Annotated in this window: 13 protein-coding genes; 8 read left to right on the top strand and 5 right to left on the bottom strand. The window is 58.3% G+C overall.

Annotation, left to right across the window (positions count from 1 at the left end):
- The first annotated feature begins 48 nt into the window (after window positions 1-48).
- From betA to ACR0FE_RS04290, 3 genes are all read left to right on the top strand, one after another.
- Entirely contained in the window at window positions 49-1,707 is a 1,659-nt protein-coding gene (gene betA / locus ACR0FE_RS04300) for a choline dehydrogenase (RefSeq protein WP_480911282.1), read from the top strand.
- A 54-nt stretch (window positions 1,708-1,761) separates the two neighbouring features.
- Window positions 1,762-2,412 carry a thermonuclease family protein gene (locus ACR0FE_RS04295; protein ID WP_480911280.1) on the top strand — a complete coding sequence of 217 codons (651 nt, stop codon included), beginning with the start codon at window positions 1,762-1,764 and terminating at the stop codon, window positions 2,410-2,412.
- Between the two features lie 99 nt (window positions 2,413-2,511).
- The gene (locus ACR0FE_RS04290) at window positions 2,512-2,751 is read left to right on the top strand and encodes a DUF465 domain-containing protein (protein WP_170609927.1); all 240 of its coding nucleotides are present in this window, start codon (window positions 2,512-2,514) and stop codon (window positions 2,749-2,751) included.
- Window positions 2,752-2,835: 84 nt separating this feature from the next.
- Here ACR0FE_RS04290 and ACR0FE_RS04285 read toward each other — a convergent pair whose 3' ends face one another.
- Together ACR0FE_RS04285 and ACR0FE_RS04280 are read right to left on the bottom strand one after the other, a co-directional pair.
- Entirely contained in the window at window positions 2,836-4,236 is a 1,401-nt protein-coding gene (locus tag ACR0FE_RS04285; RefSeq protein WP_170609929.1) for a helix-turn-helix domain-containing protein, read from the bottom strand.
- 65 nt (window positions 4,237-4,301) lie between these two features.
- Window positions 4,302-5,507 carry a multidrug effflux MFS transporter gene (locus tag ACR0FE_RS04280; protein ID WP_170609931.1) on the bottom strand — a complete coding sequence of 402 codons (1,206 nt, stop codon included), beginning with the start codon at window positions 5,505-5,507 and terminating at the stop codon, window positions 4,302-4,304.
- A 182-nt stretch (window positions 5,508-5,689) separates the two neighbouring features.
- On the opposite strand from ACR0FE_RS04280, the gene ACR0FE_RS04275 reads away from it, so the two are divergent.
- From ACR0FE_RS04275 to ACR0FE_RS04265, 3 genes are all read left to right on the top strand, one after another.
- Window positions 5,690-7,222, top strand: a complete 1,533-nt coding sequence (locus ACR0FE_RS04275) for an acyl-CoA carboxylase subunit beta (protein WP_170609933.1) — start codon at window positions 5,690-5,692, stop codon at window positions 7,220-7,222.
- A 245-nt stretch (window positions 7,223-7,467) separates the two neighbouring features.
- Window positions 7,468-7,812 (top strand): DUF6497 family protein, encoded by a 345-nt coding sequence (locus ACR0FE_RS04270; RefSeq protein WP_170610904.1) that lies wholly within the window; start codon window positions 7,468-7,470, stop codon window positions 7,810-7,812.
- A gap of 136 nt (window positions 7,813-7,948) precedes the next feature.
- The gene (locus ACR0FE_RS04265) at window positions 7,949-8,302 is read left to right on the top strand and encodes a hypothetical protein (protein WP_170609935.1); all 354 of its coding nucleotides are present in this window, start codon (window positions 7,949-7,951) and stop codon (window positions 8,300-8,302) included.
- A 74-nt stretch (window positions 8,303-8,376) separates the two neighbouring features.
- Here the strand turns inward: ACR0FE_RS04265 and ACR0FE_RS04260 are convergent, their stop codons facing one another.
- Window positions 8,377-8,967, bottom strand: a complete 591-nt coding sequence (locus tag ACR0FE_RS04260; protein WP_480911277.1) for a hypothetical protein — start codon at window positions 8,965-8,967, stop codon at window positions 8,377-8,379.
- Window positions 8,968-9,069: 102 nt separating this feature from the next.
- On the bottom strand, window positions 9,070-9,528 hold the full coding sequence (locus ACR0FE_RS04255; RefSeq protein WP_480911275.1) for a DcaP family trimeric outer membrane transporter: 459 nt from the start codon (window positions 9,526-9,528) through the stop codon (window positions 9,070-9,072).
- Window positions 9,529-10,178: 650 nt separating this feature from the next.
- Between ACR0FE_RS04255 and ACR0FE_RS04250 the strand changes: the two genes are divergently transcribed.
- Window positions 10,179-10,382 (top strand): hypothetical protein, encoded by a 204-nt coding sequence (locus ACR0FE_RS04250; protein ID WP_170609939.1) that lies wholly within the window; start codon window positions 10,179-10,181, stop codon window positions 10,380-10,382.
- Between the two features lie 117 nt (window positions 10,383-10,499).
- The gene (locus tag ACR0FE_RS04245) at window positions 10,500-12,545 is read left to right on the top strand and encodes an ATP-binding protein (RefSeq protein ID WP_480911273.1); all 2,046 of its coding nucleotides are present in this window, start codon (window positions 10,500-10,502) and stop codon (window positions 12,543-12,545) included.
- A 76-nt stretch (window positions 12,546-12,621) separates the two neighbouring features.
- On the opposite strand, the gene ACR0FE_RS04240 is transcribed toward ACR0FE_RS04245, so the two are convergent.
- On the bottom strand, window positions 12,622-13,068 hold the full coding sequence (locus tag ACR0FE_RS04240) for a DUF4174 domain-containing protein (protein ID WP_170609943.1): 447 nt from the start codon (window positions 13,066-13,068) through the stop codon (window positions 12,622-12,624).
- Window positions 13,069-13,139: the final 71 nt, after the last annotated feature.

Raw genomic sequence — 13,139 nt, 5'->3', positions numbered from 1 at the left:
GGTTTTTCAACGAAAAACCTTGGCCCGGCGGGAACAGGAGACCTGAAAATGGAAGCAGATTTTGTCATTGTGGGTGCAGGATCCGCAGGGTGCGCGATGGCCTATCGCCTCAGCGAGGCCGGGGCTTCGGTCCTGGTGATCGAGCATGGTGGCACCGATGCGGGACCGTTCATCCAGATGCCCGCCGCACTCAGCTATCCGATGAACATGTCGCGCTATGACTGGGGCTACAGTTCCGAACCCGAGCCGCATCTGAACAACCGCCGGCTGGCCTGTCCGCGCGGCAAGGTGATCGGCGGATCGTCGTCGATCAACGGTATGGTCTATGTACGCGGTCATGCCCATGACTACGACACCTGGTCGGAAATGGGCGCCGACGGGTGGTCCTATGCGGATGTCCTGCCGTATTTCAAACGAATGGAATCCTGGCACGACGGCGGGCATGGGGGCGATCCGACGTGGCGCGGCACTGACGGGCCCGTGCACGTGTCGCGTGGCCCGCGCGAAAACCCACTGTTCCAGGCCTTTGTCGATGCCGGACAACAGGCGGGATACCAGGTAACCGGCGATTATAACGGTGAAAAGCAGGAAGGGTTCGGCCCGATGGAGCAAACCGTCTGGAAAGGACGGCGCTGGTCTGCTGCGAATGCCTATCTGAAGCCGGCTCTCAAACGGGATAACTGCGACATCCTGCGTGGCCTTGCGACACGTGTCGTAATGGAAAACGGCCGCGCCATGGGCGTCGAATTGGTCCGGCGCGGCAAAAAGGAGATCATTCGCGCCCGGCGTGAGGTGGTTCTGGCCGCTTCTTCGATAAACTCGCCCAAGCTGCTGATGTTGTCCGGTATTGGGCCCGCGGCACATCTGGCTGAACATGGGATCGGCGTTGTCGCGGATCGCCCCGGGGTTGGGGCTAACCTGCAGGATCATCTGGAACTGTATATCCAGCAGGCATCGCTGCAGCCGATCACGCTGTACAAGCACTGGAACCTGTTCAGCAAAGGGCTGATCGGTGCCCAGTGGCTGTTCACTAAAACGGGTCTGGGTGCTTCGAACCAGTTTGAAAGTGCCGCGTTCATTCGCTCGAAACCCGGTGTGCGGTATCCGGATATCCAGTATCATTTCCTGCCGATCGCCGTGCGCTACGACGGGCAGACCGCGGCCGAGGGGCATGGTTTCCAGGCGCATGTCGGCCCCATGCGCTCACCTTCGCGCGGGGCGATAACGCTGCGCTCGGCCCGGGCCGAGGACGCGCCGGTCATTCGTTTCAATTACATGAGCCACGAAGAGGATTGGGCGGATTTCCGCACCTGCATCCGCCTGACGCGCGAGATCTTCGGTCAGGACGCCTTCAAACCCTATGCGGGCAAAGAGATCCAGCCCGGAGCCAGCGTTCAGTCCGACGAGGAATTGAACGAATTCATCGCCGAACATGCCGAAAGTGCGTATCACCCTTGCGGGACATGCCGTATGGGGCGGGCAGACGACAAGAACGCTGTCGTCGACCCGCAGGGGCGTGTGATCGGTGTAGATGGTCTGCGGGTCGCGGACAGTTCGATTTTCCCGCAAATCACCAACGGAAACCTGAATGCGCCATCGATCATGGTGGGCGAAAAAATGTCGGATCACCTGCTGGGCAAAGATGCGTTGCCCAGTTCGAATGACCGGCCATGGGTCCATCCAGAGTGGGAGACCGCTCAGCGTTAACGTTTCTTAACATCCCCCGTTGAATGCGTCGCTGGTCAGGGGCATATCGGGGGTATGTTAAGACTTTGTTTGTATTTTGTTCTGATGCTGCCGCAGATGGTTCTGGCCGCTGACCGGCCAATCGGGACTGTGCGGGTCGTGGACGCGGATACGTGGGATGTCGGCGGAATCAGGATCCGTTTGTTTGGAATTGACGCCCCCGAATTGGATCAGACATGTCGGGACGCGCAAGGTGTCGAATGGCGCTGTGGCGCGTGGGTAACGCAGGTTGCAAGACAAAGGTTCGATGGGCGACCGGCCTCCTGCGAACCGGTGGATCGGGACAGGTATGGCCGTGTGGTTGCTCGTTGTGATGTAGCGGGGAGCGTTGCAGCTCTTACGCTGGTCGATGATGGGCTGGCCTTTGCGTATCGCAAATACTCCCAAGAATATGTGCCGATTGAACAGAGGGCCGCGAAGGAAAAGAAGGGTCTGCACGCAACAGTGATTCCGGTGCCCTGGGTGCACCGCGCCGGGACCGCAGGTTTGCCCCGGCAGGAAACGTGCCAGATCAAGGGAAATATCTCGCCTCGTGGAGAAAAGATTTACCACGTGTCCGGGCAGGCTTTCTATACGGCGACAAAGATCAACAAGGCAAAGGGCGAGCGTTGGTTCTGTGACGCCAGGGCGGCGCGTTTGGCGGGTTGGCGACCTGCAAAGCGGTGAATCCAGCCTTTTGATGTCGCCAATTTGATCCGGGTCAAAGCGGTATCGCCGGAACATGTTTATCCGTGGGGACAACAACATTTCGAGGAGCTTACACGAATGTCTCACACACCACATGAACTGGCCGAAGAGTTTCCGGAAAAGGTCGAAGTGATGAGCCAACTCAAGCAGTCCGACGCGCATTTTGCCCGGCTGTCGGACGAATATCATGAGATCAACCGGACCGTGCATCGGGCCGAGACCAATGTCGAGCCGATGGAGGAACTGGCTGAAGTTGAGTTGCGCAAGAAGCGCGCGGCCTTGAAGGATGAAATCTGGGCGATCCTTTCGAAAAACTGACCCAATCGGGGGCTCTGCCCCCGTCGCGGCAGGCCGCGACTCCCCCGGGATATTTTTTGCCAGATGAAGATCCCGGGGAAAGTTTCAGGTGACTTCGTAGGGCAGCGTTCCTCGGGTATGGGCGTCGATTGTCAGCCTGCGTTCCAGCGGGGGAACGGACCTTTGGTGACAGGTTTGACGTTCGCAAATCCGGCAGGAAATCCCGATCGGTTCATAGGCGCTGGCATTGCTGATATCCAGGTTGTCGGCATAGACCAGAGCCTGCGCGTGACGCACTTCGCACCCCAGTGCAATGGCGTAGCGGCGCACCGGGGCCCCGAATGAACCGCCGGATTTCGATACGTCGCGTGCCAGGGAGATATAACGCACTCCGTCCGGCGTTTCGGCAAGTTGAAGAAGGAAATGACCTGGCGTTTCGAATGCGCGGTGGACATTCCACAGCGGGCAGGCGCCGCCGAAGCGCGCAAATTGCAGTCGTGTGGCTGAATGGCGTTTGGTGATCGTTCCGGCCTGATCCACGCGAACAAAAAAGAAGGGGATGCCTTTGGCTCCGGGCCGTTGCAAAGTGGACAGGCGGTGGGCAACCTGTTCGATCGATGCGCCGAATCTGATGCTGAGCAATTCCAGATCGTGGCGATCCTCTTGCGCGGCGGCCAAGAAGGCACCGTAGGGCATCAGGGAAGCCCCGGCAAAGTAGTTCGCAAGCCCGATTTTGGCGATGGCGCGGGCTTCGTCACTTTGGAAGCGGGCGAAATCCAGGGTTGCTTCAAGTAGTTTGTCCTGAGAAATCAGCGCAACCTGCAGCAGCAACTGAAAGACCTGCGTTTGCGGCGCGGCGCGTGAAGACAGAGACAGCGTTTTGCTTGCTATGTCATATTTGCGCGTTTCCGAGATGTCCGTGAACTCGACACGGATGCCCCGCTCGGACAGGCTGTTGAGGGCTGCGGCGCGTATGCCTCCGGCTTCTTCCGCGCGTGTTGAAAACCGTTCGGCGGCCCGGTCAACAGCGTCGATATAGTTGTCGCAATAGTGGAAGAAATCGCGCACCTCTTCCCAGGGGCTGGCCTGAATTCGGGAATCCTCGCGCCCCAGGGCCTCGTCCAGCGAGGCCAGCCGTTCGTGCGTCTGGCGATACGTGCGGTGCAATGCAATGAAGGCACGTGCCAGCGCCGGCGCGTTCGATGCAGTCAGTCGCAAGTCGGCAAGAGGGGGCATTGCGTCGTCGAAGACCGGGTCGGCGAGCGCTTCGCGCATATCCGACACCAGCCGTTCGCTGTCACCGGTGCTGAGCTCGGTGACATCCATCCCGAATTCTTGCGCCAGAGCCAGAACAACCGTTGTCGAGATCGGTCGGTTGTTGTTCTCCATCTGGTTTAGATAGGGCAGGGAAACGCCAAGCTTGGTTGCGAATTCCTTTTGCGTCAGGGTCAGGCGCGTGCGCATTTCGCGCAGCTTTGCGCCGGCATAGAGCTTTTGAGTGGCCATGGCGTGTCTTTGCAACTTTTCTTTCAGCGCAGGCTAACTTTGCAAACCGCTGCGTGCAAGAAAGTTCAAAGACCCAGCTGTCGTTCCCGCCAAATGACAAGGCTGATGGCTGCGATGGCCAGAACCGCGGTTGTGAGCATTAGCCAAAGCAACGGCATTGCGCCGGTTTCCTGTGTCAGAAGCGCGCCCGCAAGTGCGCTCAGCGCTGCGCCGCCGCCAAGCATGATCGCTCCGCTCAGACCGGATGCTGTTGCGGCCAGATGGGGGCGAACGGACAGCGAGCCGGATGTTGCATTGGGGATCGCCATGCCGTTGCCGACGCCAACAAATGTCATAAACCCGAAGAAACTGATGGCGGTTCCCAAGCCGGCCAGGAACAGTAGAGCAGACAGGAATACACCAAGCGCGTTCAGCCAGCTTCCCCACAAAACCATCTTGTTGATGCCAAAGCGAACCGAGTAGCGCCCGCTCAGGAAGTTGCCGAAGAAATAGCCAAGTGCTGGCGCGCCGAAATAGATGCCGATTTCTGCCGCGGTCATGCCAAAGACCTCGGTTCCGATGAAGGGGGCGCCGCCGAGATAAGCAAAGAACGCGCCAGACGAAAACGCGGAGGACAGAGAGTATCCCCAGAACCGCGGAGACGTGAGAAGTTCCGGGTATTCCCGAAACTGCTGCAACAGTGTCTTGCCGCTTTTGATGCTGGTTTCACCGAAATCCGAATAGGTCAGCCAGATCGCAAGAGCGCCCACCAGAAAAGGAAACCAGAAGTTGGCTTTCCAGCCAAAGACCTCTTCCAGGATGCCGCCAATTGCTGGACCGATCATCGGAACGACCGCCATGCCCATGGTGACATATCCAATCATCGAGGCGGCTTTGTCCTGTTCGTAAAGGTCGCGAACGGCGGCTCGGCTGAGGACCATCCCGACCACGACAACGGCCTGAGACATTCGAAACGCCAGGAAAATCTCGACATTCGGGGCATAGATGCAGCCTAAAGTCGCCAGCAAAAAAAGCCCGAGCCCCCACAGCATAACGGGCCTGCGCCCGGCCTTGTCCGCTATTGGGCCAATCAGTATCTGCAGCACCGCATTTATCAGCAAATACAGGGCAATCGACAACTGCATCACCCGGTATTCCGTCTCAAAATACTCTGCCATGTTGGGCAGGCTGGGCAGAAACAGATTCATGCTCAGGGCCGAAAGCCCCGATAGGATGACCAGTGTTGTGATTGAAGGCGGCGATCTGCGCACCGAGGTCGAGCTGAATTGCATGATGTGCATGTATAGGGGGCGCAGATGAGATTACCATCGGCCTCGCAGCGCCAATCGAAAAATTAGCAAATTTACACTATTCAATGACTTGATTGCCAATAGTTTGCAAATTTGCCGAAAGTTGCTTTGGTCCTTGCATGACTCCGTATAAGGTCCGGCCAAATTTTACAGGGGTTATCGTCATGAAAGACATCCTTTCCGAGCTTGAAGATCGCCGTAACGATGCGCGGCTGGGCGGTGGGCAAAAGCGGATCGATGCGCAGCATGCGCGGGGCAAACTGACGGCGCGCGAGCGGATCGAATTGCTACTGGACGAAGACAGCTTTGAAGAATTCGATATGTTCGTCAGCCATCGCTGTACTGACTTCGGAATGGAAAATCAGAAACCTGCCGGTGACGGTGTTGTGACCGGATGGGGCACGATCAATGGCCGCATGGTCTATGTGTTCAGTCAGGACTTCACGGTTTTTGGCGGCTCGCTGTCTGAAACCCACGCACAGAAGATCTGCAAGATCATGGATATGGCAGTGCAGAACGGAGCCCCGGTGATCGGTATCAACGACTCGGGTGGAGCGCGTATTCAAGAAGGTGTTGCGTCACTGGCGGGTTACGCCGAAGTGTTCCAGCGTAACATCATGGCCTCGGGCGTTGTGCCGCAGATCAGCGTAATCATGGGGCCCTGTGCGGGCGGCGCGGTCTATAGCCCGGCGATGACCGACTTTATCTTCATGGTCAAAGACACATCCTACATGTTCGTGACCGGTCCCGATGTTGTTAAAACCGTAACGAACGAGGTCGTGACGGCGGAAGAGTTGGGTGGTGCGTCTACTCATACAAAGAAGTCTTCGGTTGCCGACGGTGCATTTGAAAACGATGTCGAGGCGCTGGCCGAAGTGCGCCGTCTGGTTGATTTCCTGCCGCTCAACAACCGCGAAAAGCCGCCCGTGCGTCCGTTCTTTGACGAACCCGATCGCATTGAATCTTCGCTGGATACGCTGGTTCCGGACAACCCAAACACGCCCTACGACATGAAGGAACTGATCGCGAAGGTCGCGGATGAGGGTGATTTCTACGAAATCCAGGAGGATTTCGCGAAGAATATCATCACCGGATTCATCCGGCTTGAGGGGCAGACCGTTGGCGTCGTGGCCAACCAGCCGATGGTTCTGGCCGGATGTCTGGACATCGACAGCTCGCGCAAGGCAGCACGGTTCGTGCGCTTCTGTGACTGTTTTGAGATTCCGATCCTGACACTTGTCGACGTTCCGGGTTTCCTGCCCGGCACCAGCCAGGAATATGGCGGCGTGATCAAACACGGTGCAAAGCTTCTGTTCGCCTATGGCGAGGCAACGGTTCCGAAAGTAACCGTCATCACGCGCAAGGCTTACGGCGGAGCCTATGACGTGATGGCGTCGAAGCATTTGCGTGGCGATTTCAATTACGCCTGGCCGACAGCCGAGATCGCAGTGATGGGCGCCAAGGGCGCGACCGAAATCATTCACCGCGCCGATCTGGGCGACGCGGACAAGATCGCGCAGCATACGCAGGATTACGAGGATCGCTTTGCCAATCCGTTCGTCGCGGCCGAGCGCGGATTTATTGACGAAGTCATCATGCCACACTCTACGCGTCGCCGTGTCTCGCGGGCATTTGCGAGTTTGCGGAACAAGAAGCTGAAGAACCCGTGGAAAAAGCACGACAATATCCCGCTTTGATGGCCGGGGTGGGGCGGCCCACCTCGAATTGGCGCCGGTCTGCCGAATTTGATGGCGGAACGATTGCGAAGCTGAAAATCCGACTTTGAGGCCGAAACAGGTTTATGGAACAACCAGCCAAAAACAGATTAGCGCGGCGTGTCAACGCTGCGCCCGCGACCCCGGAGAGAGGAGCCTGCCACTGGCAGGGCTGGGGTCGCGCATTTGTTTTAGCTGGCGCATTGCTTGCATCCCCTGCGGAAGTTTTGGCCCAAAGCCTTCTGCCTGTCCCGTCAGGTCAGCCGGTCGAGCTGAGCGATGTTCTGCTGGACAATAACCCAGGTGAATTGTGGCTGAGGTTTCGCTTCATCGCGCCCAAGATCGGTTCGACAGTTGGGCGGATCGGTTATGATGTGGCGTCGGCCGATATGGCGCATCTTTGTGAAATCCTGGCGGTTCCCTATGTGGCGAAGCATGAACTTGAGCCGGCCCTCGTCGTGATTTCCTTTTCCGACCGCGCCACCGAATTCGGTAATGCCGCGCCCGACGCAACGCAGTTTTTCGAGGCCTACCGGTTGGAGGATTCCCGGTGTATCTGGGAAGGGCTCTGATCGTGATCGGTGATTTTCATGACATCAGTGCGTTTCAGAAAAAACCGGCGACCGTGGAGGTGCGCGCAATGAAACCAGCTCTGGTTGGATGTAAGTCCTGTGTCTTTTTCAACATGTTGATGGCCGAGGTTCAGGTATGCTGAAACATCGTGGTTTCCCCGGCCGTCTGTCCGGCACCGATTTCCAGTTCGTCATCCGGCGCGCCAACCCCAAAGGTGTAACGCCTCTGACCCGGCGCGAGCGTTTCCGGGATCGCAAACCAGCGGACCGGCGCGCGGACGCGGCGTTCATGGAAGCGTTGTGGGAACATTTCGGTGACCAGCCGTTTGAGCGTGGCAATTTGGACGCAGGGCGGCTGAGCTGGCTGTTCGGGCGCGAAGTAATTGCGGCAGAAGACCCGTTCGACCCTGCCAGCTACGACGCGTTGCTGGTGATTGATCTGGACGTCGCGCGCCATTCCTTTCCTGAAATCTTCGACGGGGTGCGCTGATCGTGTTTGCCGCCATGTCCCATATCCGCCGAGGGAAAACCCTGCCCGAAGCCGGGCAGGGCCGGTATGGGATGTCAGAAGTTCAACTGCGCCGCCAGTTGGACCCGGTCGCCGTCAAACGTCCGGCCAGTGGGGGCATCGTTCCGTTCGCCAAAGAAGTATTCGGCGCTGAATGTCAGGTTGTCGGTTGCCTGGTAAAAGGCGTTCACATGGATCGTCTCAAGCTCGGTGAAGGACAACGTGCCGGTCGAGGTGGGCAGATCGTAATCTTCGCGACCGTAGGCGATACCGACATTCCATTTCGTACCAATGTCCTGGCGGAACTCGATGGTATAGCCGTCGACGTCATTTGCCCGGCCGTTGACGATGGCATCACCCAGGCCGATCAGGTAGGGGCCAAGCGCCTCACCGTCTACGTAGTTGACCTGAAACAGCCCCCCCTGCCACGGCCGGACCGAGCCCGAGAGGGTAAAGCCTGTCTGATCGACTTCGACCGTGCCGGATTCGGCCTTGCCATAGAGGGCGGATGCGCGGGCAATATATGTGCCGTCGTCGTACTCGATGGCACCGGTGAAAACAGGATTTCTCGAATTGGACGCGCTGACGTTCTCTTCTATCGAAGCCGAGAATGTGGTGTTGGACCCAAGGGTATTGGAGTAGCGCACCTGTGGCACACGAGCGAATGGGATACCGACAGGACCGTTGAATTCAACCGAGGTCGGATAGGTGTCCAGCGGCTGGAAATTGGTCCAGTACTGACCGATCAGCTAGCTATCTCCGATCGTGATATTGGCATGGCGCAGGCGCAGTTCAGCCGCTCCGCCCGAGGCGAACAGATCCAGTTCCAGCTGACCTCCGATTTCGCCGATACCGGAAGGCGTGCTGGTACGCAGCCCGATTCGGGACTGACGAACAGTCGCTCCGAATGTGCCACTGGTCTCGTTTGCAGGCTCACCGATGTTGTTTACGAAGGCGGTGTCACCCTGGTCGTAGTCGAAGTCGTAGAAGAAATCGGCCTTGATATATCCGTAGACGTCCAGAGTGGTGTTGCCGATCCTCAGATCGCCGGTCCCGGCACCGGATTTGGCGGCCTCCAGCGCTTCGACACGGGCGCGCAGGGCATCCAGTTCGGCCTGGGTCTGAGCATCCTGGGCGTTGGCCTTCAATCCGCTGAATCCGAGCGCCGAGACGGCGAGCAGAAGGGCCGTTTTTCTCTTTATTATCATTTGGGTATTTCCTTGTATGCGAGTGTGCACAAGCACAGTTCCACGTCCCAAAATCCGATGGAAATCACGACAACGGGACAAAATGGGCCCGATTTCTCAAGCAATCGTGCGGGAAATCCCAAGCACCTTCACGTGTGGGTGAAAGAGGGTCGTAACGCACGGAAATCGAGAGAAAATTTGGCTTTCGAATTCCAAGGCGTTCGTGATTTGCCTTTTGCCCAAATCGCACTTGGAAGCCAGGTCTGTCACAGGAATGTGACACCTTCTGGTGTGCTGGAATATGGATACGGCAAAGGTCTTGTCGGCGCGAAATTGCGCGGCATTACGCAGGATGGGCAAAATCCAGCCGGTATTCGGGGTGGAAACAATACTTTGTTTGCCGCCGGGATTGTGCCGTGCATGGTGGAAGGGCCGTGCGGCTCTACTTTGCCTGCGTCGCACAAGCACCTACTATTCCGTACCCCTTCCTATCGCGGGCAGGCTTGTGTTCCCCACAATATCCTGCCCGCGTTTTTCTTTTCTCAGACAGTAGGCAACAAGCGGCAAAAAACTGCGCAAAAAGTTTGGTTGCCGCCGTTGTTATTGCATAACAATGCGGGCTTCCGGCATCTGGCCGCAAGGAAACCAAGAAATCTGAAGGGGCAGAAACCATGCAAACCTCACGCATCTTCCTTGTGGTCGCGGCCTGCGCAGGCCTTGCGGCCTGTGGCGAAACCACCGGCGAACAAGCGGTCATCGGCGGCGGAGCGGGCGCCCTGGGCGCGGTCGTTCTGGACGCAAACCCGGTCGTCGGCGCTGCGGTCGGTGCCGCGGGCAACGTACTGTATTGCAAGTCGCAGGGTACCTGCGACTAACTCAAAGCTTTTCGGGGCGCGTTCCGCCCCGTCCGCCATCATGCAGAACGCCGTCGCGGGGGGAGTCCCCTGCGGCGGCGTTTTGCATTTTCAGAACACCAAGCCAAAGGACGTCTCATGTTCAACAAGATCCTGATCGCCAACCGGGGCGAGATCGCCTGCCGGGTCATCAAGACCGCTCGCAAGATGGGTATCGGTACGGTCGCCATTTATTCTGACGCCGACAAGAACGCGTTGCACGTTTCGATGGCGGATGAGGCGGTGTATATCGGACCGCCACCGGCGAACCAGTCCTACATCGTGATCGACAAGGTGATGGATGCCATCCGTCAAAGCGGTGCACAGGCGGTCCATCCCGGTTATGGCTTCTTGTCCGAGAACTCGAAATTCGCCGAAGCGCTTGAGGCCGAAGGCGTCGCTTTTGTCGGCCCCCCGGTGGGTGCCATCGAAAGCATGGGTGACAAGATCACCTCGAAGAAGATCGCGCAGGACGCCGGTGTTTCGACGGTTCCCGGTTACATGGGGCTGATCGAAGATGCCGACGAGGCGGTCAAGATCTCGAACGACATCGGCTATCCCGTCATGATCAAAGCCAGTGCCGGTGGTGGCGGCAAGGGGATGCGGATTGCATGGAATGACGAAGAAGCGCGCGAGGGTTTCCAGTCGTCCAAGAACGAAGCGGCCAATTCCTTCGGCGACGACCGAATTTTCATCGAGAAATTCGTGACCCAGCCGCGGCACATCGAAATTCAGGTTCTTTGCGACAGCCATGGTAACGGCATCTATCTGGGCGAACGCGAATGTTCGATCCAGCGCCGGAACCAGAAAGTGGTGGAAGAGGCACCGTCGCCGTTCCTTGATCCCGAAACACGCAAGGCGATGGGGGAACAGGCGGTCGCGCTGGCAAAGGCCGTGAACTACGCCAGTGCAGGCACTGTGGAATTCATCGTCGATGGGGAAAAGAATTTCTACTTCCTCGAAATGAACACCCGTTTGCAGGTGGAACACCCGGTGACGGAACTGATTACCGGCGTCGATCTGGTGGAACAGATGATCCGCGTGGCCGCAGGTGAGACGCTATCGATTACGCAGGATGACGTGACCCTGACAGGCTGGGCGATCGAAAACCGTCTTTATGCCGAGGATCCGTATCGCAACTTCCTGCCGTCGATTGGCCGTCTGACTCGCTATCGTCCGCCGCAGGAAGTCGCAGCCGGTCCGTTGCTGGTCAATGACAAATGGCAGGGTGAGGCCCCCTCGGGCGAGGCTGCAGTGCGCAATGATACCGGCGTCTATGAGGGCGGCGAGATCAGCATGTATTACGACCCGATGATCGCAAAGCTCTGCACCTGGGCACCAACCCGTGAGCAGGCGATTGAGGCGATGCGCGTGGCGCTGGACAGTTTCGAGGTTGAAGGCATCGGCCACAACCTGCCGTTCCTGTCTGCTGTCATGGATCACCCGAAATTCGTCAGCGGCGACATGACCACAGCGTTTATTGCTGAAGAATATCCAGACGGCTTCGATGGGGTTCAACTGCCCGAGGTCGAGTTGCGGCGGATCGCGGCCTCGTGTTCTGCCATGCACCGGGTTGCCGAAATTCGCCGTACCCGCGTATCGGGCCGGATGGACAACCACGAACGCAAGGTTGGCACCAAATGGACGGTGACGTTGCAGGGGCAGGAGTTTGACACAACAATTGCCGCCGACCCTGAAGGTTCAACGGTGAGCTTCGCAGATGGCACCGTGCACCGTGTGTCCTCAGACTGGACGCCAGGTGATCAACTGGCAGTACTGGATGTGGATGGCAATCCATTGGTGCTGAAGGTGGGCAAGGTTTCGGGCGGGTTCCGCATCCGAAACCGGGGCGCGGATATCAAGGTGCACGTGCGCACCCCGCGTCAGGCCAAGCTGGCCAGGCTGATGCCGGAAAAACTGCCGCCGGATACTTCGAAAATGCTGCTGTGCCCGATGCCCGGCCTGATCGTGAAGATCGACGTCGAAGTGGGGCAGGAAGTTCAGGAAGGTCAGGCGCTGTGCACCGTCGAGGCGATGAAGATGGAGAACATCCTTCGCGCCGAGAAAAAAGGCGTGGTCTCGAAGATCAACGCAGGTCCCGGCGACAGTCTCGCCGTGGACGACGTGATCATGGAATTCGAGTGAACATGGCTGCGCTTTTGTCATATCTCCAAGGGCCACCGGCGATCATCGCCGGGGCCAATGGGCTTGGCGAAAGTGCTCAGCCGCCCTCGCGCCGCTCGCGAATCTCGCGTTCGCGCAAGGGGGTCTTGTCGATGGACCGGCCAATCTCGCGCACGCTCCACGGGCTGGGCTTGCGCAGTTTCACCACCCCGTCCTTGTCGACAAACACCATCTGGAATCCACGCGGGCGCAGTTGTGACCGAATGGGCGACCGCGCCTTGGGATCGGTATCCGTCAGCACGATAACGTCGCGGTCGCGCATGGCGTCTTCACCTTCCAGCAGCATGTCGATCTGTTGCTGGAACCGTGGATCGGCAGGTGTATCGGCAAAGACAACGATGGGTCGGCTGACCCATAGGAACTCGTCCAGTTCGCTGTCGCCAGCGGGTCGGACAAAACTGTCATCTGCTGGTGCTGTGCCATCAGCGGCCAGCGCGGCCAGCGGGAATAGTGCCGAGAAAACAAGGGCAAGCGTGCGTGTCATATGGCCTCCTGTTCCACTGAATATAGCCACTGTGCAGGCGATTGCGACCAGCGATTTGCACTCAACGCTCA

It is taken from the genome of Ruegeria sp. K7 (assembly GCF_056531785.1).
Note: the sequence above shows the minus strand (reverse complement) of the source record. Positions and strands in the feature narration are given on the sequence as shown.

Excerpts from the sequence above, each read along its gene's own strand:
- ACR0FE_RS04265 (WP_170609935.1), top strand. The coding sequence starts at position 7,949 with ATGCTGAAACATCGTGGTTTCCCCGGCCGTCTGTCCGGCACCGATTTC.
- ACR0FE_RS04285 (WP_170609929.1), bottom strand. The coding sequence starts at position 4,236 with ATGGCCACTCAAAAGCTCTATGCCGGCGCAAAGCTGCGCGAAATGCGC.
- ACR0FE_RS04245 (WP_480911273.1), top strand. The coding sequence starts at position 10,500 with ATGTTCAACAAGATCCTGATCGCCAACCGGGGCGAGATCGCCTGCCGG.
- ACR0FE_RS04280 (WP_170609931.1), bottom strand. The coding sequence starts at position 5,507 with ATGCAATTCAGCTCGACCTCGGTGCGCAGATCGCCGCCTTCAATCACA.
- ACR0FE_RS04250 (WP_170609939.1), top strand. The coding sequence starts at position 10,179 with ATGCAAACCTCACGCATCTTCCTTGTGGTCGCGGCCTGCGCAGGCCTT.
- ACR0FE_RS04240 (WP_170609943.1), bottom strand. The coding sequence starts at position 13,068 with ATGACACGCACGCTTGCCCTTGTTTTCTCGGCACTATTCCCGCTGGCC.
- ACR0FE_RS04295 (WP_480911280.1), top strand. The coding sequence starts at position 1,762 with ATGTTAAGACTTTGTTTGTATTTTGTTCTGATGCTGCCGCAGATGGTT.
- ACR0FE_RS04255 (WP_480911275.1), bottom strand. The coding sequence starts at position 9,528 with ATGATAATAAAGAGAAAAACGGCCCTTCTGCTCGCCGTCTCGGCGCTC.
- ACR0FE_RS04275 (WP_170609933.1), top strand. The coding sequence starts at position 5,690 with ATGAAAGACATCCTTTCCGAGCTTGAAGATCGCCGTAACGATGCGCGG.
- ACR0FE_RS04290 (WP_170609927.1), top strand. The coding sequence starts at position 2,512 with ATGTCTCACACACCACATGAACTGGCCGAAGAGTTTCCGGAAAAGGTC.
- betA (WP_480911282.1), top strand. The coding sequence starts at position 49 with ATGGAAGCAGATTTTGTCATTGTGGGTGCAGGATCCGCAGGGTGCGCG.